This window comes from Iodidimonas sp. SYSU 1G8 (genome assembly GCF_039655775.1).
Taxonomy (GTDB): domain Bacteria; phylum Pseudomonadota; class Alphaproteobacteria; order SMXS01; family SMXS01; genus RI-34.
Genome location: NZ_JBBYXJ010000002.1, coordinates 1 through 26,397, shown reverse-complemented (window position 1 = coordinate 26,397; position 26,397 = coordinate 1). Strand labels below are relative to the sequence as shown.

General features: G+C 67.1%; 28 protein-coding genes and 1 pseudogene. 10 read left to right on the top strand and 19 right to left on the bottom strand.

Features of this window, described 5'->3' with window-relative positions; translation table 11 throughout:
• Positions 1 to 48: 48 nt before the first annotated feature.
• Positions 49 to 468, bottom strand: a complete 420-nt coding sequence (locus WJU17_RS11095; protein ID WP_346327462.1) for a metallopeptidase family protein — start codon at positions 466 to 468, stop codon at positions 49 to 51.
• Between the two features lie 144 nt (positions 469 to 612).
• On the opposite strand from WJU17_RS11095, the gene WJU17_RS11090 reads away from it, so the two are divergent.
• On the top strand, positions 613 to 1,038 hold the full coding sequence (locus WJU17_RS11090) for a Kazal-type serine protease inhibitor family protein (RefSeq protein ID WP_346327461.1): 426 nt from the start codon (positions 613 to 615) through the stop codon (positions 1,036 to 1,038).
• A gap of 6 nt (positions 1,039 to 1,044) precedes the next feature.
• Here WJU17_RS11090 and WJU17_RS11085 read toward each other — a convergent pair whose 3' ends face one another.
• Genes WJU17_RS11085 through WJU17_RS11070 form a run of 4 tightly spaced genes read right to left on the bottom strand, consistent with a single transcriptional unit; the run spans position 1,045 to position 4,270 of the window.
• Positions 1,045 to 2,622 (bottom strand): cisplatin damage response ATP-dependent DNA ligase, encoded by a 1,578-nt coding sequence (locus WJU17_RS11085; RefSeq protein WP_346327460.1) that lies wholly within the window; start codon positions 2,620 to 2,622, stop codon positions 1,045 to 1,047.
• The gene (locus WJU17_RS11080) at positions 2,619 to 3,668 is read right to left on the bottom strand and encodes a ligase-associated DNA damage response exonuclease (protein WP_346327459.1); all 1,050 of its coding nucleotides are present in this window, start codon (positions 3,666 to 3,668) and stop codon (positions 2,619 to 2,621) included. The genes WJU17_RS11085 and WJU17_RS11080 overlap by 4 nt, the downstream gene beginning before the upstream one ends.
• A 15-nt stretch (positions 3,669 to 3,683) precedes the next feature.
• Complete coding sequence (locus WJU17_RS11075; RefSeq protein WP_346327458.1) at positions 3,684 to 3,983, bottom strand: HigA family addiction module antitoxin; 300 nt, start codon at positions 3,981 to 3,983, stop codon at positions 3,684 to 3,686.
• An 8-nt stretch (positions 3,984 to 3,991) separates the two neighbouring features.
• Positions 3,992 to 4,270: a type II toxin-antitoxin system RelE/ParE family toxin gene (locus WJU17_RS11070; RefSeq protein ID WP_346327457.1), complete on the bottom strand. Its 279-nt coding sequence runs from the start codon at positions 4,268 to 4,270 to the stop codon at positions 3,992 to 3,994.
• A 130-nt stretch (positions 4,271 to 4,400) separates the two neighbouring features.
• Between WJU17_RS11070 and WJU17_RS11065 the strand changes: the two genes are divergently transcribed.
• Both WJU17_RS11065 and pdeM read left to right on the top strand, forming a co-directional pair.
• Entirely contained in the window at positions 4,401 to 6,938 is a 2,538-nt protein-coding gene (locus tag WJU17_RS11065) for a ligase-associated DNA damage response DEXH box helicase (protein ID WP_346327456.1), read from the top strand.
• Positions 6,931 to 7,626: a ligase-associated DNA damage response endonuclease PdeM gene (gene pdeM / locus WJU17_RS11060; RefSeq protein ID WP_346327455.1), complete on the top strand. Its 696-nt coding sequence runs from the start codon at positions 6,931 to 6,933 to the stop codon at positions 7,624 to 7,626. Before WJU17_RS11065 ends, pdeM begins: the two co-directional genes overlap by 8 nt.
• On the opposite strand, the gene WJU17_RS11055 is transcribed toward pdeM, so the two are convergent.
• From WJU17_RS11055 to WJU17_RS11030, 6 genes are all read right to left on the bottom strand, one after another.
• The gene (locus WJU17_RS11055; RefSeq protein WP_346327454.1) at positions 7,623 to 7,985 is read right to left on the bottom strand and encodes a hypothetical protein; all 363 of its coding nucleotides are present in this window, start codon (positions 7,983 to 7,985) and stop codon (positions 7,623 to 7,625) included. The two genes, pdeM and WJU17_RS11055, sit on opposite strands and share 4 nt — an antisense overlap.
• Positions 7,986 to 8,062: 77 nt before the next feature.
• On the bottom strand, positions 8,063 to 8,281 hold the full coding sequence (locus WJU17_RS11050) for a DUF2061 domain-containing protein (protein WP_346328938.1): 219 nt from the start codon (positions 8,279 to 8,281) through the stop codon (positions 8,063 to 8,065).
• Positions 8,282 to 8,367: 86 nt separating this feature from the next.
• Entirely contained in the window at positions 8,368 to 9,621 is a 1,254-nt protein-coding gene (locus tag WJU17_RS11045; protein WP_346327453.1) for a cytochrome P450, read from the bottom strand.
• A 76-nt stretch (positions 9,622 to 9,697) separates the two neighbouring features.
• Positions 9,698 to 10,114 (bottom strand): OsmC family protein, encoded by a 417-nt coding sequence (locus tag WJU17_RS11040; RefSeq protein WP_346327452.1) that lies wholly within the window; start codon positions 10,112 to 10,114, stop codon positions 9,698 to 9,700.
• A 67-nt stretch (positions 10,115 to 10,181) separates the two neighbouring features.
• Positions 10,182 to 10,604, bottom strand: a complete 423-nt coding sequence (locus tag WJU17_RS11035; protein WP_346327451.1) for a gamma-glutamylcyclotransferase family protein — start codon at positions 10,602 to 10,604, stop codon at positions 10,182 to 10,184.
• On the bottom strand, positions 10,601 to 11,515 hold the full coding sequence (locus WJU17_RS11030) for an LLM class flavin-dependent oxidoreductase (RefSeq protein ID WP_346327450.1): 915 nt from the start codon (positions 11,513 to 11,515) through the stop codon (positions 10,601 to 10,603). Before WJU17_RS11030 ends, WJU17_RS11035 begins: the two co-directional genes overlap by 4 nt.
• Positions 11,516 to 11,622: 107 nt before the next feature.
• Here WJU17_RS11030 and WJU17_RS11025 point away from each other — a divergent pair, with 107 nt between their 5' ends.
• Entirely contained in the window at positions 11,623 to 12,180 is a 558-nt protein-coding gene (locus WJU17_RS11025; protein ID WP_346327449.1) for a nuclear transport factor 2 family protein, read from the top strand.
• Between the two features lie 50 nt (positions 12,181 to 12,230).
• Positions 12,231 to 12,998 (top strand): glucose 1-dehydrogenase, encoded by a 768-nt coding sequence (locus tag WJU17_RS11020; RefSeq protein WP_346327448.1) that lies wholly within the window; start codon positions 12,231 to 12,233, stop codon positions 12,996 to 12,998.
• A 105-nt stretch (positions 12,999 to 13,103) separates the two neighbouring features.
• Here WJU17_RS11020 and WJU17_RS11015 read toward each other — a convergent pair.
• The 4 genes and pseudogenes from WJU17_RS11015 to WJU17_RS11000 all read right to left on the bottom strand — a co-directional run.
• Positions 13,104 to 13,487: pseudogene (locus WJU17_RS11015) on the bottom strand (OsmC family protein); the annotation flags it as partial.
• A 36-nt stretch (positions 13,488 to 13,523) separates the two neighbouring features.
• Positions 13,524 to 14,666, bottom strand: a complete 1,143-nt coding sequence (locus WJU17_RS11010) for an AAA family ATPase (protein ID WP_346327447.1) — start codon at positions 14,664 to 14,666, stop codon at positions 13,524 to 13,526.
• Between the two features lie 56 nt (positions 14,667 to 14,722).
• Entirely contained in the window at positions 14,723 to 15,094 is a 372-nt protein-coding gene (locus WJU17_RS11005) for a hypothetical protein (protein ID WP_346327446.1), read from the bottom strand.
• Positions 15,069 to 15,359, bottom strand: coding sequence for an antibiotic biosynthesis monooxygenase (locus tag WJU17_RS11000; protein WP_346327445.1), 291 nt, complete (start codon positions 15,357 to 15,359; stop codon positions 15,069 to 15,071). The genes WJU17_RS11005 and WJU17_RS11000 overlap by 26 nt, the downstream gene beginning before the upstream one ends.
• 141 nt (positions 15,360 to 15,500) lie before the next feature.
• On the opposite strand from WJU17_RS11000, the gene WJU17_RS10995 reads away from it, so the two are divergent.
• The 5 genes from WJU17_RS10995 (at position 15,501) to WJU17_RS10975 (ending at position 19,899) form a co-directional block, all read left to right on the top strand.
• Positions 15,501 to 16,910, top strand: coding sequence for a coniferyl aldehyde dehydrogenase (locus WJU17_RS10995; protein ID WP_346327444.1), 1,410 nt, complete (start codon positions 15,501 to 15,503; stop codon positions 16,908 to 16,910).
• A 42-nt stretch (positions 16,911 to 16,952) separates the two neighbouring features.
• On the top strand, positions 16,953 to 17,159 hold the full coding sequence (locus WJU17_RS10990; protein ID WP_346327443.1) for a hypothetical protein: 207 nt from the start codon (positions 16,953 to 16,955) through the stop codon (positions 17,157 to 17,159).
• 104 nt (positions 17,160 to 17,263) lie between these two features.
• Positions 17,264 to 18,121, top strand: a complete 858-nt coding sequence (locus WJU17_RS10985; protein WP_346327442.1) for an amidohydrolase family protein — start codon at positions 17,264 to 17,266, stop codon at positions 18,119 to 18,121.
• Between the two features lie 2 nt (positions 18,122 to 18,123).
• Positions 18,124 to 19,146 (top strand): NAD(P)-dependent alcohol dehydrogenase, encoded by a 1,023-nt coding sequence (locus WJU17_RS10980; protein ID WP_346327441.1) that lies wholly within the window; start codon positions 18,124 to 18,126, stop codon positions 19,144 to 19,146.
• A 312-nt stretch (positions 19,147 to 19,458) separates the two neighbouring features.
• Positions 19,459 to 19,899 carry a helix-turn-helix transcriptional regulator gene (locus WJU17_RS10975; protein ID WP_346328937.1) on the top strand — a complete coding sequence of 147 codons (441 nt, stop codon included), beginning with the start codon at positions 19,459 to 19,461 and terminating at the stop codon, positions 19,897 to 19,899.
• A 9-nt stretch (positions 19,900 to 19,908) separates the two neighbouring features.
• On the opposite strand, the gene WJU17_RS10970 is transcribed toward WJU17_RS10975, so the two are convergent.
• The 4 genes from WJU17_RS10970 to WJU17_RS10955 all read right to left on the bottom strand — a co-directional run.
• Positions 19,909 to 20,379, bottom strand: coding sequence for a hypothetical protein (locus WJU17_RS10970; protein WP_346327440.1), 471 nt, complete (start codon positions 20,377 to 20,379; stop codon positions 19,909 to 19,911).
• A gap of 10 nt (positions 20,380 to 20,389) precedes the next feature.
• On the bottom strand, positions 20,390 to 22,645 hold the full coding sequence (locus WJU17_RS10965) for a glycosyltransferase (protein ID WP_346327439.1): 2,256 nt from the start codon (positions 22,643 to 22,645) through the stop codon (positions 20,390 to 20,392).
• Positions 22,642 to 25,224, bottom strand: a complete 2,583-nt coding sequence (locus tag WJU17_RS10960; RefSeq protein WP_346327438.1) for a tetratricopeptide repeat protein — start codon at positions 25,222 to 25,224, stop codon at positions 22,642 to 22,644. Before WJU17_RS10960 ends, WJU17_RS10965 begins: the two co-directional genes overlap by 4 nt.
• 80 nt (positions 25,225 to 25,304) lie before the next feature.
• A partial coding sequence (locus WJU17_RS10955) for a YadA-like family protein (RefSeq protein ID WP_346327437.1) occupies positions 25,305 to 26,397 on the bottom strand: 1,093 nt, incomplete at its 5' end.

Sequence of the window (26,397 nt, the reverse complement as noted above, 5' to 3'; positions counted from 1 at the left end):
TTTCGTATCCGCAACGTCGAGAGGCAAATTTTCCACGCGAAGCGTGCGTTAATCCTCGCCGGACCGGGCGGCTTCCTCGATCCGTTCCATGTCCTCGTCGGAAAAACCGAAATGGTGGCCGATCTCGTGGATCAGGACGTGGGCGATGATATGGCGCAGGCTTTCCTCGCGCTCGCCCTCGTCCCAGTAGTCCATGATCGGCTCGCGGTAGAGGAAGATCACGTCCGGCGCCTCGCCGGTCATGCCCGAGGCTTTCTCCAGCAGGTTCACGCCTTCGTAGAGCCCCAGCAGGTCCCACGGGCTTTCCAGCTCCATGTCGCGGCAGACCTCGTCGTCGGGGAAATCCTCGATCAGGATGGCGACGCCCTCGCAGCGCTCGCGGAACTGCGCGGGCAGCGTCTCGAACGCGTCACGCGCCATGATCTCGAAGTCTTCGAGCGATGGGTAATCGTCGTCGGCATAGTCCATGTCGCGGCATCCTTCATCGTCGAGGGGGTTGCTATGCCAGCCCGGACGTCGCGGCGTCAACCGCCCTTGGCCCGGACGGGGTGTCGGCGGTATGGTGTGGCGCGCGATGCCGGCGGATGTGCCCCGGCGGCAAGGAGACCGACGATGAAGCTCATTCCGACCCTGATGTTCGCCCTAGCGGCGCTGACCCTTGCCAGCTGCGCCTCGTCCCAAGGCGGCCAGGATCCGGATATCGAGCGCGGCACGCCCTCGGCCGTCACCGTGCCGCCGGCCTCGTCCACGCCGCAGGGCATGGCCGGCTCAGGGGCGGAGTCTTTCCAGATCTGCGATACGGTCGCCGGATTCTCCTGCGGGGAAGGCCAGTATTGCCGTTTCGACGCCGGCACCTGCGGCCTGGAAAAGCGTACCGGCACCTGCGCGCCCAAGCCGCAGATGTGCACCATGGATTACCGTCCGGTCTGCGGTTGCGACGGGAAGACCTATGGCAATGCCTGCGCGGCGGCCGGCGAAGGCAAGAACGTGGATCATGACGGTGAGTGCGCGCCCAAGGCTGATGCCCCCGCCCAATAGGCGCCGCTAGGCCAGCATCTTTTCCAGCGCGGCGATCTCGTCGGCCTCGCGCGGGGGCTTGTCCCAGCGGATGCGGTTGATGCGCGGGAAGCGCATGGCGATGCCGGATTTGTGGCGCGGCGAGCGTTGCAGGCCTTCGAACGCCACTTCCAGCACCAGGCCCTTGTCCGCCTCGTGGCTGACCTCGCGGACCGGGCCGAAGGTATTGACCGTGTGGTCGCGCACGAACTTGTCCAGCTGCTTCAGTTCCTCGTCGGTGAAGCCGAAATAGGCCTTGCCGACAGGCACCAGCGCGCCGTCCTTCCAGACCCCGAACGTGTAGTCGGAATAGAAGGACGAGCGGCGGCCATGGCCGCGCTGGGCATAGAGCAGCACCGCGTCCACCAGGAACGGGTCGCGCTTCCATTTCCACCAAGGGCCCTTCGGCCGTCCCGCCAGATAGGGACTGTCGCCCCGTTTCAGCATCACGCCCTCGACGCTCTCGGCGTCCACATGGCCGCGCAGCTCCGCCAGGTCCTCGAAGGCGGCGAACGGGATCAGCGGCGACAGGGTGATGTGGGCATTCGCTTGCCGCGCCACCCAGTCTTCCAGCCGGGCGCGGCGCTCGTCGAAGGACAGGGGGCGCAGATCCTCGCCATCCTCCACCAGCAGATCGTAGACCCGCAGGCCGGCGGGAAATTCGGCGAGCTGCTTTTTGGTGACGGTCTTGCGGTTCAGCCGCTTCTGCAGGTCGGCGAAGGGCGCGACGGTGCCGTCGCGGATCACCAGCAATTCGCCGTCGATGGCGGCATCGAACTCCATGGCCTCGATCAGGTCGGGGAAGGCGCCGGAGATGTCCTCGCCGGTGCGGCTGTAGAGCCGTTTCACGCCGCCATCAGACACCGCCTGGACACGGATGCCGTCCCATTTCCACTCGGCGCGGAATTCGGCCGGGTTCATTTTGGCGAAATCCGCTTCCTCGACCGGATGGGACAGCATGACCGGCCGGAACGGCGCCAGCGCGCCATGCTCGGGCCGTTCCGCAAGACCATCGGACCAAGCGAACAGGTCCAGATAGGGCGGTGTCAGCCCGTGCCAGACTTCCTCGACCTCGGCGATGTCCAGACTGCCGTACTGGGCCAGCGCCTGCTTGGCCAGCCGGGCGGACACGCCGATGCGCATGGCGCCGGTGATCAGTTTCAGCAGCGCCCATCGCCCGGTCTCGTCGAGCCCGTCGAGCCAGCCGGCGATGCGGCCCGGCATGTCCGCCTTGGAGGTGCTGTCCAGTTCCTCGACGATTTCCGACAGGTCCGGCACCCGGTTGACGCCGCGGCGCACAGGCCACATCAGGGCGACGGTCTCGGCCATGTCGCCCACGTAATCATAGGACCAGCGGAACAGCGCGGGATCGGTCCGTTCCTCGATCAGTCCGCGGATCAGCGCTGGCTTGGCGTGCCGGAAGCTTAGCGCGCCGGTCATGGCGGCCAGCGCATAGCCCCGGTCCGGGTCGGGCACGTGGCGGAAATAATCGACGATCAGCGCCAGCTTGTCGTTGCGCCCCGGCGTGTAGGACAGGCGGTCGAGCAGCTCGGCGAACCGGTTCACGCGGCCTCCGGCGGCTTCAGGCCGTCACCCTCGGGGCCTTCGCCGCCCTCCTCGTCATAGCCGGCCAGGTGCAGCGGCTTGGCCTTCAGGCCGTTCAGCCCGGCCCAGTGCACCAGCGCGTCCTCGCGGCCATGGGTGACCCAGACCTCCTGCGGCGACAGCTCGGTCAGCGTGGCGGTCAGCTCGTCCCAGTCGGCATGGTCCGAAATGACCAGCGGCAGCTCGATCCCGCCCTGCCGGGCCCGGGCGCGCACGCGCATCCAGCCGCTGGCGAAGGCGGTGACCGGCTCGGGCAGGCGGCGGCTCCAGCGGTCGCCCAGCGCCGAGGGCGGCGCCATGACGATGCGGCCCATCAGCTCGACCTTGTCGGCATCCTTGGCGAGGCGCAGATCGCCCAGCTCGACGCCCAGGCTGGTGTACAGGCCGCACAGCTTCTCCAGCGCACCGTGCAGATAGATCGGCGCGTCGTGCCCGGCGCGCCGGAACAGGGCGATGATCCGCTGCGCCTTGCCCAGCGCATAGGCGCCGACCAGCACGCAGCGCTCGGGGAACAGCTCCAGCGTGTGCAGCACCTTGGCCACCTCCTTGCCGTCGTCCGGATGGCGGAACACGGGCAGGCCGAAGGTCGCTTCGGTCACGAACACGTCGCACGGCACCGGCTCGAACGGCGCGCAGGTGGGGTCGGGGCGCCGCTTGTAGTCGCCCGAGACGACGATGCGCCGGCCATGGGCCTCGATGACGGCCTGGGCGCTACCGAGCACGTGCCCGGCGGGCGACAGCCAGACGGTGGCGTCGCCGATCCTGTGCTTTTCGCCGTAGCGGGCCGCCTGGCGCGCCGGCGTGAAGGCCTCGCCATAGCGCGCGCCCATGATCGCCAGCGTCTCGGCGGTGGCGAGCACCGATCCGTGCCCGGCGCGGGCATGGTCCGAATGGCCATGGGTGACGACCGCGCGCGGCGAGGGCCGCGTGGGGTCGATGAAGAAATCGCCCGGCGGGCAGTACAGGCCCTGCGGCGTCGGGCAGAGAATGTCGGTGAAGGATGTCATCGCCCTGTAACGCGTCTAGCGCGTCATTTGCTCCGCGAACGGGCGCACCCGCTGCCGAATGGTTTCTTCGGCCGCGGCCCGGGCCGCCGACAGATCATGCGCCATCTGCAGGTTGAGCCAGAACTCGGGCGTGGTGCCGAACGCCCGTGCCAGCCGCAGCGCCGTGTCCGATGTCACCGACCTCGTGCCATTGATGATCGCCGTGATGCGATTGGGGGGAACGTCGAGCCGCCGCGCCAGCATGTTGGCCGACAGCCCTAGCGGCTCCATGAATTCTTCCTTGAGGACTTCACCTGGTGGTGTCGTGACGCGCATGTCGGCTCTCAGTGATAGTCGATGATCTCGACGTTGTGCGGGCCGTCTTCCCGCCATTCAAAACAGATACGGTACTGGTCGTTGATACGGATACTGTGCTGACCGGCCCTGTCGCCTTTCAGCGCCTCAAGGCGATTATTTGGCGGTGCGACAAGATCCTGCAGTTCCCTGGCGGCGTTGATCATGTCCAGTTTGCGGAGAGCAACCTTTTGGATAGCCTGAAATCTCGCGACAAATTCGCCCCTGTGGACCGCCTCGCTCTGCTTGTCCCTGAAACTCCTGATCACCGAAACGCGTCCATTATGTATTACGTACTGTATAAAGTTCAAGAGACCGTGTCGCCCGACTGACACTCTTTGCCATCGGGACCCAGATTCTTATTGTTCCCATTATGTTCCTTTCGGTTAGATTGACAACATGGATTCGCCTCCGCTTCCCATCACGCTGCCACCGGTCTTCGCCGACTGGTTCGCCGTGCGTGGCTGGGCGATCCGGCGGCATCAGCAGGAGTTGCTCGATCTGGCGCGGGCCGGGCGCTCGGCGCTGTTGGTTGCGCCGACGGGCGCGGGCAAGACCCTTGCCGGCTTCCTGCCCAGCCTGATCGAGTTGCACGCCGAGCAGATGATCGCGCCGGCCGATCGGCGGCGCGGCCTCCACACCCTTTACATCTCTCCGCTCAAGGCCCTGGCCGTGGACATCGCGCGCAATCTGGAGGCGCCGGCGCGGGAGATGAAGCTGGCGGTGCGCGTCGAAACCCGCACGGGGGACACGCCGGCCGAAAAGCGCCAGCGCCAGCGGCGCGACCCGCCCGATATCCTGCTGACCACGCCGGAGCAGCTCGCCCTGCTGCTGTCGCACAAGGATGCGGCCGACATGTTCGGCGGCCTGCGCACCATCGTGCTCGACGAATTGCACGCCATCGAGAACACCAAGCGCGGCGACCTGCTGGCGCTAGGCCTCGGCCGGCTGGCCAGTCTCGCGCCGCAGGCCAGGCGGGTCGGCCTGTCGGCCACCGTCGCCGATCCGGGCCGGTTGCGGCGCTATCTGGTACCCCAGTTCCAGGGGCACGAGCGGATGGCCGATCTGGTGATCGCCGATGCCGGCGCGCCGCCTGACGTGGCGATTTTGCGCACGCGCGAGCGCATTCCGTGGGCCGGGCACCGGGGCACCTACGCCATGGCCGACATCATGGGCGCCATCAAGGCCGTGCGCTCGGCGCTGCTGTTCGTCAATACCCGCTCGCAGGCGGAAGCGTCGTTCCAGGCGCTGTGGCAGCTAAACGACGAGAATCTGCCGATCGCGCTGCATCACGGCTCGCTGTCGGCGGAACAGCGCCGCCGGGTCGAGCAGGCCATGACCCTGGGGAAGCTGCGGGCCGTGGTGTGTACCTCGACGCTGGAGCTGGGCGTCGACTGGGGCGCCATCGATCTGGTGATCCAGCTCGGCGCGCCCAAGGGCTCGTCGCGCATGATGCAGCGCATCGGCCGGTCCAATCACCGGCTCGACGAGCCGTCCCAGGCGCTGTTCGTGCCGACCAACCGGTTCGAGGTGCTGGAATGCGTTGCCGCGCGGCAGGCGATCATGGAGGGCATCCAGGACGGCGATTTGCCGCGGCCCGGCGGCCTCGACGTGCTGGCCCAGCATGTGGTCGGCCGCGCCTGCGCCGAGCCCGTCGACATGGACACGCTGTTCGAGGAAATCACGGCGGCGGCGCCCTATGCCCATCTGGACCGGGACACGGTTGCGCGGGTGGTGGATTTCGCCGCGACCGGCGGCTATGCGCTGCGCCGCTACGAGCAGTATCACAAGCTCGAGAAGCTGCAGGACGGCCGTTACACCATCGCCTCGCGCAAGGCGGCGCAACAATACCGTCTGAACGTGGGCACCATCGTCGAGGCGCCCATGATCAAGCTGCGCTCGATCCGGCGCGGCGGCAAGACGCGCAAGTCCGGCCTCGCCGCGCAGGTCACGCACGTGGCGGGCAAGCCGGTGGGCCGCGCGGGCGGCCATATCGGCGAGGTCGAGGAATGGTTCATCGAGCAGCTGCGGCCCGGCGATACCTTCCTGTTCGGCGGCATGGTCTGGCGTTTCGAGGGGATGGCCGAGAACGAGGCCTATGCCTCGCGCACCGACGAAAAGGAGCCCATGGTGCCGTCCTATCAGGGCGGCAAGTTCCCGCTGTCCACCTTCCTCGCCGCGCGGGTCAGGGCGCTTCTCGCCGATCCGGCGCAGTGGCGCGCCTTGCCCGGACAGGTCAGCTGGTGGCTGGAGTTGCAGCAGGCCAAATCCTGCATTCCCGGGCCGCAGCAGATGCTGGTCGAGACCTTCCCGCGCGGCGGCAAGCATTACCTGGCCTGCTATCCGTTCGAAGGCCGGCTGGCGCATCAGACGCTGGGGATGCTGCTGACCCAGCGGCTCGAACGGGCGGGCTACCGGCCGCTCGGCTTCATGGCCAATGATTACGCGCTGACGGTCTGGGCGCTGCGCGACATGTCGCGCGCCGACATGCACGGCCTGTTTTCCGACGAGGGCGTGGGCGACGGGCTCGATGCCTGGATGGCCGATTCCAATCTGCTCAAGCGCACGTTCCGCACCTGCGCCACCATCGCGGGGCTGATCGACCGGCGTCATCCGGGCCACGAAAAGACCGGCCGGCAGATGATGGTGAACTCGGATCTGATCTACGAGGTGTTGGGGCGGCACGAGCCCGACCATATATTGCTGCAGGCGACCCGCGAGGATGTCTCGTCCGGTCTGCTCGATCTGGCGCGCATGCGACAATTGCTGGAACGGGTGCGGCCGGAGGGCAGGATCCTGCACAAGGTGCTGGACCGCATCTCGCCGCTGGCGGTGCCGCTGATGATGGAGATCGGCCGGGAAACCATCGGCGACGCGGCGAATGAAGATTTGTTGTCCGAGGTCTCGGACGAGTTCATGGAGATCCTGAATGGCTGAGGCGGCAACGGACGAGATGGCGACCGCCTCGGTCAATGGCGCGGCCCTGGTCTTCGACCGCTCCGGCGCGGCGTGGTGGCCCGAGGAGCGGCTGCTGGTCGTCGCCGACCTGCATTTCGAAAAGGGCTCGGCCTTCGCGGCGCGGCGCGGCGTGCTGCTGCCGCCCTATGACACGCGGGAAACCCTGGCGCGGCTGGAGCAGGCCTGCGCCTATTACAGGCCCAAGACCGTGATCGCGCTGGGCGACAGCTTTCACGACATGCAGGCCGCCGGGCGCCTCGCCGCCAGCGAGGTCGCGCAAATCAGGGCGCTGACATCGGCCCATGAATGGTACTGGATCGAAGGCAATCACGATCCCAAGCCGCCGGAGGATCTGGGCGGCTGGGTCGCGGGCACGCTGGCCTGCGGGCCGCTGACCTTCCGCCACCTGCCGCAGCCGGGCACGCAGCCGGGCGAGGTCGCCGGTCATCTGCATCCGGCGGCGAAGGTGACCGTACGTGGGCGCGGGCTGCGCCGCCGCTGCTTCGTCACCGATGGCAGCCGCCTCATCCTGCCGTCCTTCGGGGCGTATACGGGCGGGCTCGACGTGCTGGACCGCGCTTTCGCCTTCCTGCTGGCCGGGCCGTTCCATGCCTGGATGATCGGCAAGGAGCGGGTCTATCCGGTGGCGAGCCGCAAGCTGGGCTAGTGCGCCACCAGCGCGCCGCGCAAATCCTCGAACGCCTCGAGAAAGCCGTAGAGCATGCCGCCGGGCACGCCCACGTCGCTCAGCGTCTCGTGGTAGAGATCATAGATCGCGTCGAATTCCTTGTCTGACAGGCCCTTGCCGACCAGCGCCTGATGGGCGCGGGCCATGGCCTCGGGCACCTGATCGGAGGCGAAGTCCAGGTGCAGCTTCAGGGCTTCCTCGATGCCGGCCCGCAGGCTCGGGCCGTCGACCGCCTCGAAATAGGCGCGGACGGCGGGATGCGCCCGGGCGTGGCTGAAGAACGCGTCGGATGCCTTGTGCAGTCCCTCGACGCCGCCGATATCCTCGACCATGGACATGGTGAACTCTCCCCGTTGGTTGATCCGGGGATGAAAACCGAGAGGGCCGAGGGCGGCATTGACGGCGATCAATCCGCCTAGTGGCAGGCCTGCTGGCGCAGCATGTCCTTCCAGCCGTGCGCTTGGGCCGCGTCGGCGCGGCGCCAGGCGCGCTCGTGGAAGAAGAACACCACTGTGTTGATCGCGGGCTCGACCAGGGCGACACCGGTCGCGATGGCGACCGAGCCGGTGAAGGCGTAGGTCACGGTGAAGCCGACGGCGAAGTGCAGCACGGCGAAGGTGGCGGTCTTCATCAGGTCGCGGGTCATGGCGGTCACTCTGTTGCGAACGATTATCAATTTATGCCGCAACTGGGGTGCCGTCAAGAATATTTAGAATAATTCTAAACTGATGAGCGCATGCGGTACCGCACCGGGAGGCGTTTCAGGCCGCTGACGAAGCTGGATTGCACGAAGGCGGGCTCGCCCGCCAGTTCGATCGACTCCAGCCGGGGCAGCAATTCGGCGAACAGGGCGCGCATTTCCATCTTTGCCAGATATTGGCCCAGGCACAGATGCGGACCGTAGCCGAAGGCGATATGGCGGTTGGGCGACCGGTCGACGCGGAAGGACAGCGGGTCCTCGAACACCGCCTCGTCCCGGTTCGCCGCGTGATAGAGCAGCATCAGCGCGTCACCGGCCCGGATGGTCTGGCCGCCCAGTACGTAATCCTCGGTGGCGGTGCGCATGAAGTGCTTCACCGGTGTCGTCCAGCGAATCATCTCGTCGACCGCCGACGGGATCAGCGCCGGATCCGCCTGGAGCCTGGCCAGCTGTTCCGGGTTGCGGATGAGGGCCAGCATGCCGCCCGAGGTCGAGGCGCTGGTGGTGTCGTGACCCGCCGTCGCGACGATGATGTAGTAGGACATGGCCTCGAGATGTCCGATGGGCTTGCCGTCGATCCGGGCGTTGGCGATCACGGTCGCCACATCGTCCCTGGGATCGGCGCGGCGCTCCTCGGTCATCGCGGTGAAATAGGCGAAGAAGTCCTGCACCGTGCCCATGTCGGCCGCCGATTTCTGCCGCTGCATGTCCGGGTCCTGCGGGCCGAACAGCTCCTGGGTCAGCTTAAGCATGCGCGGTTCGTCGGATTCGGGCGCGCCGAGGATCATCATGATGACGTGCAGCGGATACCAGACGGCGACCTCGCCGACGAAATCGCACGCGCCGTCCCGTGCCGCCATCCTGTCCACCGTGCGGCGCGCCAGGTCGGCGATGCCGTCCTGCAGGCGCTTGAGGCTGCGCGGCTGGAACCATTCCTGGGTGAGGGCGCGGAATACCCGGTGGTCGGGATTGTCCATATGGATCAGGGTGCGCAGCAGGAGATGGCTGCCGCCGGTGAAGGCGCGGACGGCGTCTTCCTGCTCGATGCTCTGGAGCACGGCGCGCGGCCCGTTGAGGAAGCGCTCGTTCTGCCGCTCGACCTCCATGATGTCGGCATGGCGCGAGACGGCCCAGAACGGCCGGAAGCCGGGCGGCTCGACCCAGGCCACGGGCGCGTTGCGGCGCATGTCGTCCAGCAGGGCGTGCAGAAGGGGCGCGTCGCCCCAGGTGCGCGGATCGGCGATGGCGGCATAATCGAGGGTTTCGGCGTGCATGAGCGTCCCCGGTTCATCGTTCCCCGGGCGTCAGTATGCCGAAGCCGCCGGTAGAAGGCTACCGACCGGTAACAGGCTAGCCCTCGACGATCTCGAAATCGTGGGTGATGTCGGCCGCCTTGGCGAGCATGGCCGAGGCCGAGCAGTACTTCTCCGCCGACAGGGCGATGGCGCGTTCCACCTTGGCGGGGTTGAGGGCCTTGCCGGTCAGCAGGAAATGCAGGTGGATGCGGGTGAAGATCTTCGGGTCTTCCGCCGCCCGCTCCGCTTCGATCTCGACGGCGCAGTCGATGATGGATTCGCGGCCGCGCTCGAGGATGTGCACCACGTCATAGGAGGTGCAGCCGCCCAGACCCATCAGGATCATCTCCATGGGGGTCGGCGCGATGGCGACGCCGGTCTTGCCGCCCATGCTGCCCATGACCACGGCGTGGCCGGTGTCGGACTGGCCCAGGAAATTGCGGTCCTCGATCCACTTGATGCGGGCTTTCATGGCGTGTTCCTCGTGTTGCGCGGGCGGCAATCTAGCGCCGGCGGGCGCGCCGCGAAACCGTCTTCGATCAGGGACGGCGCAATCCCGCCAGATAGAGCCGGTAGGGCTCGGGGAAGCCGTGATGGGCCGCCGCCTCTTCCAGCGATTCCAGATAGCCTTCGCGGGGCAGGGCGGGGGCGATATCGCTCGCCACATAGGCCATCGCCGCCGCCGCCGCTCCGGATGGCCGCACCATCTCCCGGTGGTAGACGCCGCGCGCCACGCCCTCGATCTCGTCCAGCGCGGCCTCGCAGGCGGGCGTCAGGCGCCACAGCACGCCATGCACGATCTGTCCCGCCTCGGGCACGATGGTGCTGACGCCGCGCGTGTTGATCAGCAGCCGGTGTCCGGGCAGCGCCGACGGTCCCACGAAGCCGGCGGCCGGACAGCGCTGGGCCATGATCGCCGGGTGCATGTTGCGGCCATAGGCGAAGTAGAGCAGCGAGCTCACGCCAGCCGCCGCGCCACGTTCTCGTCGACCCAGCGCACGTCCTCGATGCTGGAGGCCGAGACCGTGACCTCGCTGCAGCCGGCGTCGGCGAAGCGCTGGAGCTGCTCCAGCATGGCGTCGCCGTCGCCGTGCAGCACGCCGCCGACGCCCCAGTCGGTGACCGAGTCCTTGCGGCCCCAGCCGCGCGCCATGTCGCGGATGCGGTGGGCGAGGTCCTCGGCGCCCTTGGTGTCGGCGCCGCGCGCCATGACCACGTCGCAGGTGATCGCCACGTCGCCCGCCGTGCGGCCGGCCTTCTCCACCGCCTCGGCCAGCGGCCCGGCGATCTCGCGCACCTGGTCGGGCGACAGCTGCCAGGTGTTGATGGCGTCGGCGTGCCGCGCGGCGACCTGCAGGGCAAGGCCCGCCTTGTTCAGGCCGATCCAGATCGGCACCGACCCGTTGACCGGCACCGGCGCGAAATCCGCCTCGCCCTCATAGGTATGGAAGCGGCCCCGGAAGCCGTCGATCCGGCCCGTGAACAGCTGCTTGATGATGACCAGGCTTTCCTCCAGATACTCGACCCGGTCGCGGAATCCGGCCATGGGAAAGCCGTAGGGCATGAAGTCCTGCACCTCGTAGGCGGTGCCGATACCCAGCACGGCGCGCCCGTTCGACAGGGCGTCGACGCTGGCCACCTGCTTGGCGAGCCGCGTCGGATGATAGAAGGGCGCGCCCGTGACATGGGTGCCCAGCCTGATCCGGCGGGTCCTGGCCGCCGCGTAGGCCAGCCATGTCCAGGATTCGGTGACGGGGAAAGACGGGTGATCGGCGACGTAGAGCCCGTGCAGCGCGGTGGCGTCGATCTCCTCCAGATGCGGCGTGGCCCAGTCCTGGCTGGTGATGATGACGCTCAGCTTCAAAGGACTCATTTAATGCTTCTCCCGCTCCCCAACTCGGGACATCCTATCCAAGTGGGGAGAACGATGGAACGCCGGAAGGCGTGTTTCCGGCGCGCCGCTCAACGAAGGGGAGACCGATGAGCGCGACGACGACCTTCGACATGGAAGCGATGGCCAGACGCCTCGCCGAACTGGACGCCATTCAGGCCATCCGCGACCAGCAATTGCGCTATGGCCGCGCGCTGGACTGGGACGACGAGTCGCTGCTGGCCGAAGTGTTCTGGCCGGACGCCGACGTGGATTACGGCTTCTTCGTCGGCCGGGGCGACGAGTTCGTGAAGGTGCTGGTCGACATCAGCCGGTCGTCCGGCTGCCGTCCCTGGCACGCGATCTCGGGCCAGACCGTCAGCCTGACCGGGCCGGACAGCGCCAACGCCGAGTGCTATTTCCTCGGCGGCAGCACCCAGCCCAACGTGACCGGCGACATGGAAGCCCAGTTCATCGGCGGCCGCTATCTGGATGTGTTCGAGCGGCGCGGCGGCGAATGGCGCGTGGCCCGCCGGGTGCTGATCTGCGATTTCCGCTATACCGACACGGCGCCCGCCGATACGGTTTCGGGATTCGTCGCCGGGCTGAACGACCGGGGCCGGCTGAACCCGCGGCATCCGCTGTACTGGCGCTTCAACCGGGGCTGAAGGGGTCTCGGCGGCGTCTCTAATGATCGAGAGAAGAGGGGGCAGTCGCCATGAACATGCATGAACGGTTCCGGCTCGACGGCAAGGTCGCGCTGGTCACCGGCGGCGGGCGCGGGATCGGCCGCGGCATCGCGCTGGCGCTGGCCGAATGCGGCGCCGACGTCGCCGTGCTGGCGCGCCGGCAGGCGGATGTGGACGCCGTCGCGCTCGAAATCGGGGCGCTCGGGCGCCGTGGCCTGGCGCTGACCGGCGACGTCATGGACGGTGCGGCCATTCCGGCGGCGCTCGATGCGGTGATCGAGCATTTCGGGCATCTCGACATCATGGTGAACAATGCGGGCGGCAACACGGACCGGCGCGGCTACACGCTGGACGAGATCACGCTCGAGAAATGGGACGAGCAGATCAATCTGAACATGCGTCACAAGTTCCAGGGCTCGCAGGAAGCGGCGAGGCGCATGCGCGATGGCGGGCGCATCGTCAACATCGTGTCCATCGCCGCGACCCATCCCTATCCGGGCTTCGGCTGCTATGGCGCGGGGAACGCGGGCATCATCGCCATGGGCCGCACGCTGGCGGTGGAACTGGCGCCGCGCCGCATCACCGTGAACTGCATCGCGCCGGGTGAGATCTACACCGATCTGCTGACCGAATCCCTCGGCATGGACCAAGCCTCGGCCCAGGCCTACGCGGACGCCGAAATTCCGCTGGGCCGGATCGGCCAGCCGTCGGACGTGGCGGCCGCGGCCGTGTTCTTTGCCTCGCCCGCCGCCGAATGGACGACGGGCCAATGGCTGGAAGTGGCCGGCGGCCGCTGATCAGTCGACGCGCGGCGACACGGCCGGCGGGTCGCTGGCCGGAAAGCTTTCGTCCAGCGCCTGATCCAGCCGGTCGTCGAGCACGGCGGGTGTCTCTTCCGCGGGCGACAGGATGGTGTCGATGTCCGCGCCGTCCTTCAGGGTCAGGGTGACCGGCGTGCGTTCGGCGATATCCGCCAGCCGCGCGCGCTGCTCATCGTCCAGAGCGCCGAACAGATGCAGCCGCCGCTCGATCTTCGAGCGCTTGTCCTCCTTGCGGTGGGCGAGGTCGATGGTGACCCCGTCCAGCGCCCAGCCCTTGCGTTCGGCGTACATGCGCAGGGTGATGGCGGTGCAGGCGCCCAGACTGCCCAGCAGCAGGTCATAGGGCGCGGGACCGGTGCCGCCGCCGCCCAGCGCGGCCGGTTCATCGGCGGTCAGGCTGTATTTGCCGGCTTTCACCGCGACCTGAAAGGGCGCGGATTTCTGGGTGACCTGGACGCGTGCCATGAGCGGTTCTCCTCTTGCAGAGGCGCATGATGGCACTCAACCGTCGTCGTCGTCCACCTCGCCCAGGGAGGAGATGCCCTCGATCAGGGTCTCGCCGTCCTGTTTGTAGACCCGGCGCGGCTGGACGCCGGTGGCGTCCTCCAGCGTGTCGGCGAGGATCTGGGAATGGGTGACCACCCATACCTGCGTCCGTTCGGCCGCCTTGGCGATCAGCCGTCCCAGCGCCGGCAGCAGGTCCGGATGCAGGCTGGTCTCGGGCTCGTTCAGCGCCACCAGCGCCGGCAGCCGGTAGCCCAGCAGCGCGCCCGCCAGCGCCAGGAACCGCAGCGTGCCGTCCGAAAGCTCGGACGCATCGAACACCCGCTTGGGAAATTCTTCATAGACCATGCCGAACGAGGCGGTGCGGCCCGGTGTTCGGGCCCACAGCCTGGCACCCGGAAAGGCATCGGCGATCGCCCTATCCAGATCGGCCGTATCCTGCCTGATATGCGCCAAGGTCGCGAAGACCGCCGCCAGGTCCGATCCGTCGGACGACATGGTCGGCGAGGTGACAGCCAGACACGGATGGCGCAGCGGCGATTGCGGGTCTGTCCGGAATGAGTGGTAGAAGCGCCAGTCCGTCATGGCGGCGCGCACCACATGCAGGTCGGGATACCGGCCGGGATCCTTCAGGCTAGCGAGCGCGGTCTCGCTGGGCAGGAGGTCGTTGTCCAGATCGACTCGCACGCCGCTCTCGTCGCGTGCATAGCCGGCGGGTCCGCGTCGAACCAGGAGGGTTTCGGCACGCCGTCCGCCAAGGAAGATCAGTTCCTCCTCCTTCACCTGCGGTTCGCGCAGGAACCCTGCGCCGATGGTCGTGCCGCCGGCCTGCTGCACAAGCCCGGCCTCGACACGGTAGGCGTAGTCGGATGTCAGGGCGCCTACATCGGCATGAAGCCTGATCCGCGCCTTGTCGTTCTTCTTGCGCGGGCCGGCCCAGAGGGCGCTTTCCATGCCGCCTTCCATGGCCAGCTCGCGGGTCAGCGTGCCCAGCGCCGCCGCCTGAACCAGTTGCAGGCCGCGATAGAGGTTGGTCTTGCCGACGCCGTTCTCGCCGATGAACACGTTCAGCCGCTTCAGGGGAAAGTTAAGCCGCCGGATGCTGCGATAGCCTTCAATGCCGACCGACCAAACCTGCATGGACCATACCATTCGCCGAAATACCTGCGGCCATGATAGAACATTACGGGAACAATTCAAGCGCCGCGCGACACCAGGTCCCAGAGTAGATAGGCCTGGTCTGCCGCGAAGAGCGTGCCGAACAGCGTCTTGTTGTGACGCGCCAGCCAGAGCGGGAGGATGATGTCGAAATTGTCGGACCTATCCTCGGTGTAGCGCGCCGCGATGCCGGTCAGCGGGCAGCGCATGCCGTTCGCGGCCAGCACGGCGACCTCGATCCAGACGAGCGCGCTGAGACATGCGGCAAGACCCAGACGGCCTGACGCGACCGCGACGGGGATCAGCAGGATCGCGCCGGCGAACACCGCCCAGATGACGGTGTGCGCCAGCCTGATGCGCCCGAGGGCGCGGCCGTGGTCCGGATCAGTAGAACCCTTCGAGCGTCTCATAGACGGGATCACCATCGAGGCAGGCCATGATCGGCGGCGCGACCTGCTTGTGATAGGGCGCGTTGACGTAGCGGTCATAGGCGTCCTTGTCCGTGAAGGAGATGAAATAGACATAGGTGCGCGGCGCGCCCGCGACCTTGCGGACGGCGTAGAGCTTGGGATCGGGCTCGTTGGCATAGATGTCGGCGACCAGCCCGGCCACCAGCGCCTCGAATTCCTCCACCTTGCCTTCGGCCACTTTCAAACGGATCAGCATTTCAATCATTGGATTCTCCCTCGTTGCGTCGCCGCACCCTAGCCCGCCGCGCCGCCGTGGGGAATGGCGTCGAGCACCGATCCGGAACAGCAGCAATTTACTTATCGGTAACACAGCGTAGAATGCGCGCCATTCCAATGGAGGCTATGCATGAGCGGGCGATCCATCGACGAGATCCTTGGCATCCAGCGGCGCGCCTTCCTGCGCGATGGGCCGCCGACGCTGGCCGAGCGCAAGGCGCATCTGTCGGCGTTGGAAGGCCAGGTGCGCAAGTATCAGCGCGACATGGGCGAGGTGCTGAGCGAGGATTTCGGCAACCGCAGCCGACACGAGACCCTGTTGGCCGAGACCATGGCCACGGTGATGTCGCTCAAACACGCGAAAAAGCACCTCGCCTCCTGGATGCGGCCGGCGCGGCGGCCGCTCAGCCGGCTGCAGCATCCCTTCGCCTCGGCGGCGGTGCATTACCAGCCCCTGGGCGTGATCGGCATCATGGCGCCGTGGAATTATCCGTTCCAGCTGGCGCTGGTGCCGCTGGGACAGGCGCTGGCGGCGGGCAACCGGGTGATGCTCAAGCCATCCGAGTTCACGCCGGGGGCGTCGGCGCTGATGGCCCGCATGCTGGGCGAGGTGTTCAGCGAGGAGCAGGTCGCGGTGATCGAGGGCGGGCCGGACGTGGCCGCCGAATTCAGCCGCCAGAAATTCGATCATCTGATGTTCACCGGCTCCACCGCGACGGGCCGGCGGGTCATGATGGCCGCCGCCGAGAACCTGGTGCCGGTGACGCTGGAGCTGGGCGGCAAGTCGCCGGTCATCATCGGCGAGGACTACGATCTCGACAGGGCCGCGGGCTCCATCGCGCTGGGCAAGATGCTGAATGCCGGCCAGACCTGCATCGCGCCGGACTATGTGTTCGTCCCGGAGGGCAAGGCCGATGCCTTTGCCCGTGCGCTGTCGTCGCGGATCAGCGGCATGTACCCGACGCTGGCCGCTAACCCGGACTATACCTCGATCGTCGCGGACCGGCATTTCGAGCGGATCAACGGGCTGATCGAGGATGCACGCGCGCGAGGCGCGCGGATCGAGCCGATCAATCCGGGCGGCGAGGATCTGGGCAACCAGCGCAAGATCGCCCCGACCCTCATCCTGGACGTGACAGACGACATGAAGGTGATGCAGGAGGAAATCTTCGGCCCGGTGCTGCCGGTGAAGACCTATGGCGCGCTGGACGAGGCCATCGACTACATCAACGCCCACGACCGGCCGCTGGCGCTCTATCACTTCAGCGACGACAAGGCGGCGCAGCGGCGCGTGATCGCGCGCACCACGGCCGGCGGCATGACCGTGAACGACACCATCCTGCATGTGGCGGTCGAGGAACTGCCTTTTGGCGGCGTCGGCCCCAGCGGTATCGGCGCCTATCATGGCGAGGCGGGTTTCCGCACCTTCAGCCACGCCAAGTCGGTGCTGCGCCAGTCGCGCTTCAATCTGGGCGGCGCGCTGCGCCCGCCCTTCGGCGCCGGGCTGGAAAGAATCGCCGCCATGATGATCGGCAAATAGGGTAGAACCCGGAGATCACCGGGGACAAGACGAGAGCGCAGCATGACCGACACAGCCATCGACCAGGTCGCCATGGGCCGCCTGGCCAAGGCGCTGACCTTCATCCTCAGCGCCGCCCATCCCACCGTGGTGGCGCTGCGCACCGCCTCGGAAAGCGGCGCGGCCGCCGACATCAAGAAGGCGCGCACCCTGTTCCTGAAGCTGAAGCCCGGCGAGCGCCAGGCCGCCATGAACATGCTGAAGGACTAGCAGCCCGGGCCATGCTTGTCGGCGCCCGGACCAGTGGCTAGCATCCCTTCAACAGGGGAGATGCCGCCATACCGAGACCACCGACGATACCGGCCATCGATCTGATGGTGTCCTTGCCGCTGGGCGAGCCCGGCGTGTGGAGCAACCGGCTCGCCTCGCCGGTCAAGGGACAGCCCGCGACGGGTAATCCGGTCGATTACCTGTTCGGGGATGGCGGCGGGCGCAAGGACGAGGCGAAGGACCCGGCGCGTGTCATCGAGGCCATGGACGCTCACAATGTGGCGATCGCGCAGATCCGGGTCGATCCCGACAATCCCGAGCCGGCGCTGGCCCTGTTCGAGCGCTGGCCGGACCGGTTCATCGGCGAGGTGTGGATCGACTGCAACCGGGGCATGGAGGCGGTCCGCGCCATCGGGTGCATGGCGGCGCTTCACCGCAACGTGAAATCGGTCACCGTGGCGCCCGGCTTCATCAACCCGCCCGCCGCGCTGGACGACAAGAAATGGTACCCGGTCTATGCCAAGTGCATCGAGCTGGACCTGCCGATCAACGTGTTCGTCGGCGTGCCCGGGCCGCGCGTGCCGTACAAGTTCCAGCACCCGGGCCTGCTCGACGAGATCGCCTGGTTCTTTCCCGAACTGAAGATCGTCATGCGCCATGGCGGCGAGCCGTGGACGGCGCTGTGCTGCAAGCTGCTGCTGAAATGGCCGAACCTGTTCTATTCCACCTCGGCCTTCGCGCCGAAATACTATCCGCGCGATGTCATCGAGTTCTGCAACAAACGGGCGCCCGAAAAACTGCTGTTCGCCGGTTACTATCCGCTACTCGGCTGGGACCGGGTCTTCGGCGAGATGAACGACCTGCCGCTGCGCGATCATCTCTGGGCGCCGTTCCTGCGCGACAATGCGGTAGCGGTTTACGGTTTGGCCGATATGATCGCGGCACACCAACAGGGAGAGTGATCATGGCGACCATGAAGGTCTGGATTTCCGACGAGCCGGGCTACGAGAATCTGAAGATCGAGGAACGGCCGATTCCGTCGCCGGGTCCGGGCCAGGTCCTGCTGAAGATGAAGGCCGGCAGCATCAATTACCGCGACACCATCGTGGTGAAGAACCAGTATGGCGCGCCGACCAACCGGCCGATCGTGCCGCTGTCGGATGGCTGCGGCGAGGTGGTCGAGATCGGTGCGGGCGTCACCCGCGTGAAGGTGGGCGACCGGGTCGCGCCGCTGTTCTTCCAGGACTGGATGTCCGGGCCGCGCAAGGGCGAGTACGTGCTGACCGCGCTGGGCGGCGGCGTCGATGGCTGCCTGGCCGAATATATGTGCCTGAACGAGCGCGGCGTCTCCAAGGTGCCGGCCCATCTGACCGACCTGGAAGTGGCGACCTTGCCCTGCGCGGCGCTGACCGCCTGGAACACGCTCAACTGCACCGGCCGCCTGAAGGCCGGCGATCTGGTGGTGGTCCAGGGAACAGGCGGCGTGTCCATGTTCGCGCTGCAGTTCGCGCGCATGGCGGGCGCGCGCGTGGTCGCGACCTCGTCCTCGGATGACAAGCTGCAGCGGGCCAAGCAGCTCGGCGCCACCCACCTGATCAATTACAAGACCACCCCGAAATGGGGTTCCGAGGTGATGAAGCTCACCAATGGCGGCGGTGCGGACATCGTGGTCGAGGTCGGCGGCGCCGGCACCATGGTGGAATCCCTCAAGGCGGTACGGATCGGCGGTTTCATCGGCGTCATCGGCGTGCTGTCGGGCGGCATGGGCGAGGTGCCGACCGCCTCGATCATGGGCAAGAGCGCCCATATCCAGGGCATCTCGGTCGGTAACCGCGACTGGTTCGAGGATATGTGCCGGGCCATCGAGACAGCCCAGATGCAGCCGGTGATCGGGGCAACTTTCGGGTTCGACCAGGCCAAGGACGCGTTCGCGGCCATGACCTCCCAGACGGTGATCGGCAAGATCGTCATCGATTATTCCCACTAGTCGGGAACCAGGTGCCTCAGGGCGCGTAGAACAAGCATCGCCTTCCTCGCGAGGGCGATGCTATTTACCCTGTGGATGGCGCTCACCTAGTGCTGTCACAAGATGCAATGTTTAGATGTCCGTGACTGTGGGTATCTCCTCACGGCACTGATGATTGCATGTCAAAAATACCCTAACCTACTGTAATCATTGGATCGCACCCCCTAAATCTAGGGGTGGCAACGCGCTACTTTTTACGCGTACCCTTGGTTGTGTTTTGTTGGTTTCTTGGCTCTGTTCATTCTCATTGCCTTGATAATATTTACAAAGGCGATGTGTTTCAAATTTTATAAATGTAGTTTGTATATAGCGAAGGGACGTGTAACCCCGATCGCCGATGTGGGGTCGGACTGCGGTGGAGGAAACAAAAGAAGCGTTAAGCGTCGTCAATCAACGGGCTGCCGGATGAATAATTTCGGCGGTGATCTGACAATGCGGGCCGAATTTAGTCGGCTTGATCTAAAGGATAAGGGTATGTACTTAGTGACTAGCCAGAATTCTCGCACGAAATCTCTCACTGGTCGTCAGAGAGACTGCCTAAAATGGGTGGCGCAGGGAAAGAGTTCCACGGATATTGCTTCCATACTCGAGATATCCCGGAATACGGTGGATGAACATCTGGCCAATGCCTGTAACAGACTTGGGGTGCGTACGCGGCTGCAGGCCGCGCTGATCGCGAGCCGGCTGGGCTTGATCGACGATGACGAAAACTAGGCTGGCTACCTAGCGGCCCAGCGCCACCGCGCCGAAGCTGCGGCGATCGGCCTTGTCGATCTGGGTGGCGCGGCCGTTCATCAGGTAAGGGCCGGACGGCAGACCGAATGCTTCGACCCATAATTGCCGGTCCGGGCATTGGGCCTTCAAGGTGACGAAGGCCGACGTGGTGACGATCCGCTTTTCCAGTCCGTCCACGACTTCGCCCGTCATGGTGTCGGAGACGCTGCCGGTCATCGGGCAGACCACGCCGGACATGAGAGCCATGGCGCCGACAAGGTTGGTGGTGCCCTTGCCGGGAAAGACCTCGACGATCCGCATTTCGGTCTGCTTGTTCTGGTCCAGCCAGTAGATCTTCCAGAGACCCTGCAGCACGTGTGGCCGGGAGCCGGGCGCGGTCTTGGACTTGGCTTGCTGGCTCCATGCGGGAGACCCCAGCGCGACCAGAGCAGCGAGAATCGGAATGAGAAATGCCTTCATGGATCCAGTCCTAGCGTCCCGCGACGCGGCGATAAAGCGCTTCCAGGTCTCGTGTGTATGTCTTGCTGTCGAAGAGGGGGCAGGTCATGCGGACCTGCTCGAGGTGCTGCCTGATCGCGGCCAGTTCGGCGGGCGCGGTGGCGAGGCGGCGGGCGAGGGCGAGATAGTCATCGGCGCTCTCGGCGACCAGTTGCGGCAGTCCGGCGGCATGCAGGATGCTGGCGGCGACGCGGCTGGCGAAGGTCTCGCCCAGCCGGGTGACGACGGGTACGCCGCACCACAGGGCATCGCTGGCGGTGGTGTGCGCGGTGCAGGGGAAGGTGTCGAGGAACAGGTCGGCGCAGCGGAAACGGGCCAGATGGCCGGCCAGGTCCATGCGCCCGGCGAACACCAGCCGGGCCGGGTCGATGCCGCGCGCGGCGGCCTCGCGGTGCAGATTGTCGTTGGCGGCGGTATTTCCCGACAGCACCCAGAGCACGCTGCCGGGCACATCGGCCAGCAGGGCGCACCACTGGTCGAAGACGTCCGGCGTCAGCTTGTAGGCGTTGTTGAAGCTGCAGAACACGAACGCGTCCTCGGGCAGGCCCACATCGGCCCGGCGGGCGGGCGGCGGCAGCGGACGGTTGCGGTCGTTGGGCTGGTAGCAGTGTGGCAGGCGCAGCACCGTCTCGGCATAGAAGCGCTCCAGCGACGGCGGGATCACCACCGCGTCGGCGATGATGTAGTCCATGAAATCCGTGCCCAACGTGCCGGGAAATCCCAGATAGTTCACCTGGACGGACGCCGGACGACGCGCGAAAATCCCCGGGCGCATGGTGCCGGTATAGCCATTCAGGTCGAGCAGCACGTCGATGCCGCGCGCGCGAATCAGCGCGGCCGCTTCCTCGTCGGACTGTCTGGAAATATCCACCAGTTCGGAAAAGGCGCGTGCCAGCCGCCGGCGGGTGGGCCCGGGCGTTTCATCCTCGGCGGTGCTGAAGCCGGTGACGTGAAAGCGGGCCTTGTCGTGATGCTCCAGCACCTCGGCGAGCAGCCAGGCGGTGGCGTGCTCGCGGAACTCGCCGCTGACATAGCCGATCCGCAGCGGCCCGCCCGCCGCGCTGGGCGCGGGACGCGGCAGGGCGGGCACGCCTTGGGCGCGGCCGTGCCCGAAATGGGCGGCGCAGGCGCGCTGGTATTCGGGGCCGGCTCCGGGCAGTGCGACCAGCGAAAACGGGTGCGCGCTCGTATCGCCGCGCTGGCGGGCCTGGTCGAGAGCGTGGCGGAGCTCGGGAAGCGCGGACCAGTCGAACAGGTGCTGCGAGGCGACCGCCAGCTTGGAAGTCAAGGCGGCGTCGGGCCGCGACACCGCGGCGAGCCTAAGCCCGGCCGCCAGCGCCTCGGCGTGCTGGCCCAAGCCGGTATGGGCCGCCATGAGATTCGTCAGTACCATGGCGTCGGCCGGCGCGCGCGCCGCGGCCTGCGAAAGCCACCGCAACGCGCCGTGGTAGTCGCGGCTCTCCACCAGCATGCCGCCCAGATTGTTCAGGACCTGAACGTTGTCGGGCAACAGCGTCCGTAATCGCTCCAGCGCCTCCAGAGTCGCCTGGGTGCGGCCGAGGCGGCGGGAGGCGACTTCCAGTTCGCTCCAGGCCTCGGCGAGATCCGGTCCGGCGTCGGTGGCGGCGGCGAAGGCATCCCATGCGTCTTCGGGACGCGCCAGGGCGGCATAGGCGCGTCCCAGCGCCAGCCATGCCTGGGCCGCCGACGGGTTGTAGACCAGCGCCGTGTGACAGGCGTCGGCCCGGCGCCAGGCAGGCTCCGCGGGCGTGGGGGCGGCTTGCGTCATCACGAGCCGCGGCGGAGCGTCCATGAACGCGGCGATGAACCGTGCTTCTTCCCGCAGGTCGGACGCCGCGAAGGTTTCCGCCAGATTGCCGAGCACGATGGCGTGGCGTGGCGCGCGGGCATAGGCCAGGAGGTGATGAAAACGGGCCTCGGCGAGGTTGCCGTCCGTCCGCAGGATATTGCCCAGATTGACCCTGGCCTCTATCATGTGGCGATCGAAGATCAGCGCCTGCCGGTAGAACCATGCCGCCTCGTCCGTCTCGCCGGACCGGGCCAGGGCAACACCCGTCCGGTAGGCCGTCAGCGCGCCCGGCGCCTGTGCGTGCAGCGCGCGGAGCAGCGGCAGGGCGCGGGCGTGCTGGCCGCCGTTCAGCAGGTTGAGCGCCTCGGCTTCGAGAGGCGCCGCCGAGACCGGTGACACGGCGGTCGGGCTGTTCAAAGGATGGCCCGCCGCGCGGCCGGTTCTCCGGCGATGGAGGCGTACAGATCCTCGAGATCCCGTGTGTATGTCTTGCTGTCGAAGAGGGGGCAGGTCATGCGGACCTGCTCGAGGTGCTGCCTGATCGCGGCCAGTTCGGCGGGCGCGGTGGCGAGGCGGCGGGCGAGGGCGAGATAGTCATCGGCGCTCTCGGCGACCAGTTGCGGCAGTCCGGCGGCATGCAGGATGCTGGCGGCGACGCGGCTGGCGAAGGTCTCGCCCAGCCGGGTGACGACGGGTACGCCGCACCACAGGGCATCGCTGGCGGTGGTGTGCGCGGTGCAGGGGAAGGTGTCGAGGAACAGGTCGGCGCAGCGGAAACGGGCCAGATGGCCGGCCAGGTCCATGCGCCCGGCGAACACCAGCCGGGCCGGGTCGATGCCGCGCGCGGCGGCCTCGCGGTGCAGATTGTCGTTGGCGGCGGTATTTCCCGACAGCACCCAGAGCACGCTGCCGGGCACATCGGCCAGCAGGGCGCACCACTGGTCGAAGACGTCCGGCGTCAGCTTGTAGGCGTTGTTGAAGCTGCAGAACACGAACGCGTCCTCGGGCAGGCCCACATCGGCGCGGCGGGCGGGCGGCGGCAGCGGACGGTTGCGGTCGTTGGGCTGGTAGCAGTGGGGCAGGCGCAGCACCGTCTCGGCATAGAAGCGCTCCAGCGACGGCGGGATCACCACCGCGTCGGCGATGATGTAGTCCATGAAATCCGTCCCCAGCGTTCCCGGAAATCCCAGATAGTTGACCTGAACGGGCGCAGGACGACGCGCGAAGATCCCGGGACGGCCGCCGCGCGTATAGCCTTTGAGATCGATCAGCACGTCGATGCCGTCGGCCCGGATGCGCTCCGCCGCTGCATCGTCGGACAAGGCGGCGATGTCGATGAAGTGCTCGCTGGCCCGGCGCAGGCGTGCGCGCGTCTCGTCCTCCGGCACCGCGCCGTAGGAATAGACGAAGACCTCGATCCGCGCGGTATCGTGCCGTTCCAGCACCTCGGCCAGAAGCCATGCGGTCGCATGACCGTAAAGATCGCTGGAGACATAGCCGATCCGCAGGCGCTGCCCGGCAGGACGGGCCGCGTGGGGCGCGGCGACGGTGTGGCCGCCGAACTGGTCGCCATATGCGCGCCCGGCGGCGCGCATCATGGCGGCATCGACGCCGGGAACGGCGAGCAGGCTGAAGGGCTGGACCTTGCGCAGCTGTCCGGCCGAGATGCCGGCGGCGAGCCGCTCGAACATGGGCTCGATGCCATCCCATTGACAGGCATGCTGGGAGACATGGACGAGCCGGGTCAGCGTGCCGATCTCGTCGGACAGGGCGGCCGCGCTGGCATAGGCGGTCCGCGCTTCCTCGTAGCGACCGGCCAGTTCCAGCACGGCGCCCCGATTGGAATGGGGCAGCGCCGCATCCGGACGCAGGGCGGCGGCGCGGTCGAAATTCGTCAGGGCGGCGTCCGTGTCGCCGCGATCCAGCAGATAGGTGCCTCGGTTGTTGAACACCATGTAGTCGTCCGGCCGCCGCTGCTCGAGCCGGTTCATGGCATCGATGGCCAGGTCGGTCCGGCCGCTCTGGCGGGCCTGTTCGGCGAACTCCGCGAAGATTTCCGCGTTGGCCTGCGGCACCAGGGTCGCGACCAGCAGGGCCTCGAGCGCCCGTTCGGTGTCGCCAAGAGCCTTGTAGGCCTTGGCGAGATTGGTCCAGGCGCGCAGCATGCCCGGCTCGTAGACGATGGCGTCCTGCAGGAAGCCGGCGCCGACCTTCATGCGCCCGGCGCTGCAAAGAGCGCTGCCCAGATTGTTCAGCGCCGGTGCGAAGTAGGGCGATGCCATCAGAGCGGTTTCCTGCGCGACGATCGCATCCTGGGTGCGGCCAACCCGCTGCAGCAACGCGCCGTAATCGGACCAGGCCTCGGCCGCGTCCGGTTTCGCCGCGACGAACGTCTCGAACAGGGCCAGCGCCTCCTCTGTACGTCCATCCTCGGCGGCCCGCAGCGCGTCGGGGCAGTTCCGCGCCGCCGTTCGCGGCGCCGCTTTCGGGGGCCGCTCTGACCCGAACTCCTGGAGGGCCGTGGTGTTGAGGGCAAAATCGGGGTAGCGGGTCCGGCACTCCCGCAGCAGATGCAATGCCTGACGCAGCGCCTGACGGTGGATCTGAGTCAGTCCAAGGTTGTACAGCGTCAGCCGATGCAGCGGCGACAGGCCGTAGGCGATGAGGTGGTGGTGCAGGGCGTCCTCCAGCGCGCCGTCCTCGCGCAGCAAATTGCCCAGATTGACCCTGGCGGGGAGGAAGGTGGGATCCAGCGTCAGGGCCTGGCGGAAATACTTGATGGCCAGACGCGGCTCGCCGGTCTTCTCGCGCACCAGGCCCAGCCCATAGGCGGTCATGGCCTCGGGCCTCAGCGCGTGGGCGCGGGAGAAGGCATCCGTGGCCTTGTCGAAATCCGAGGAATGAATGAAACGGTTGCCCAGTTCGATGAGCCGGGCCCGGGCTGCTTCCGCGTCCGGTGACAGCGAGCCGGCTTGTCGGAGAGAACCTGATGACATGGCGCCGGACCTTTCTCTGCGAAGGAGGCGCGGCATCCGAGAAATGGATCCCGCGCCTCACACGCTAGACGTGTAGTGGGTTAGAACTCAAGCCCGACGCCCACGCGGCCGCCGACCTTGCTGTAGCCATTGAAGCCGGTGCCGACGGCGCCGTTGACCGACACCTTGCCCCAGCTCGTCTCGGTCACCAGATGGGTGAGCGAGAAGGCGAAGGCCTGCTCGCCGCCATAGGTACCGAAATTGGCGCTGATGGTGGTCTTGCCGACATCCGACGGCATGATGCTGCCGCCCATGGCGATGGCGACGGCGACGCCGGCATCCATCTCCTTGCGGACCCGGTGGATCTGCCAGCTCTGTTCGGCGATCGCCGCGTTGAGCTGGTTGACGTTCACCGCGTCGGTGCCGTCCACGCCCGGGGCCACGTTGGTGATGCGGCGCTCGTTGCCGGGCGAGCCCACCGACACCGTATTCGGCGCGCTGGCCACCGATCCGGCGCCCAGGGCAACCGAGTTGGCGCCGTTGGCGACGGCGCCCGTGCCGAGAGCGACGGAATTTTCGCTCACGGCCTGCGCGCCGTTACCGATGGCCATGGCGGTCACGTCTCCGGCGAACGCACCGGCAGAGGCGGCTTCGGCGAAGTCGCCATTACCGCCATCGGCGCCCAGGCCGGTGATCGACCCGCCGCCGATGGTGATGCCCTGGTTCGCCGTCAGGTCGATGCGGTCGTTGAAGCTGCCCACATCGGCCTGAACCGTGTCGGCGGACACGGTGCCGAAGCTGCCGACATTGGCCTGCACGGTATTGGCCGACACGGTGCCGAAGCTGCCCGTGCTTGCCTGAACCGTATTGGCCGACACGGTTTGGGAGACGACGACATCGAAATTGCCGGTAGTCGCCTGGACCGTGTCGAAACTGCCGAAGCTGGCCTGAACGGTACCGAAGTTACCGTTATCCGCCTGGATGTTGTCGAACGCACCGTTGGTGGCCTGGACCGTATCGGCGGATACGGTACCGAAGCTGCCATTGTTGGCCTGTACGGTATCGAAGCTGCCGGTGGTCGCCTGAACCGTGTCAGCGGAGACGGTGTCGAAGCTGCCCGTGGTGGCCTGAACCGTGTCAGCGGAGACAGTGCCGGCGGAGACGGTGTCGAAGCTGCCCGTGGTGGCCTGAACC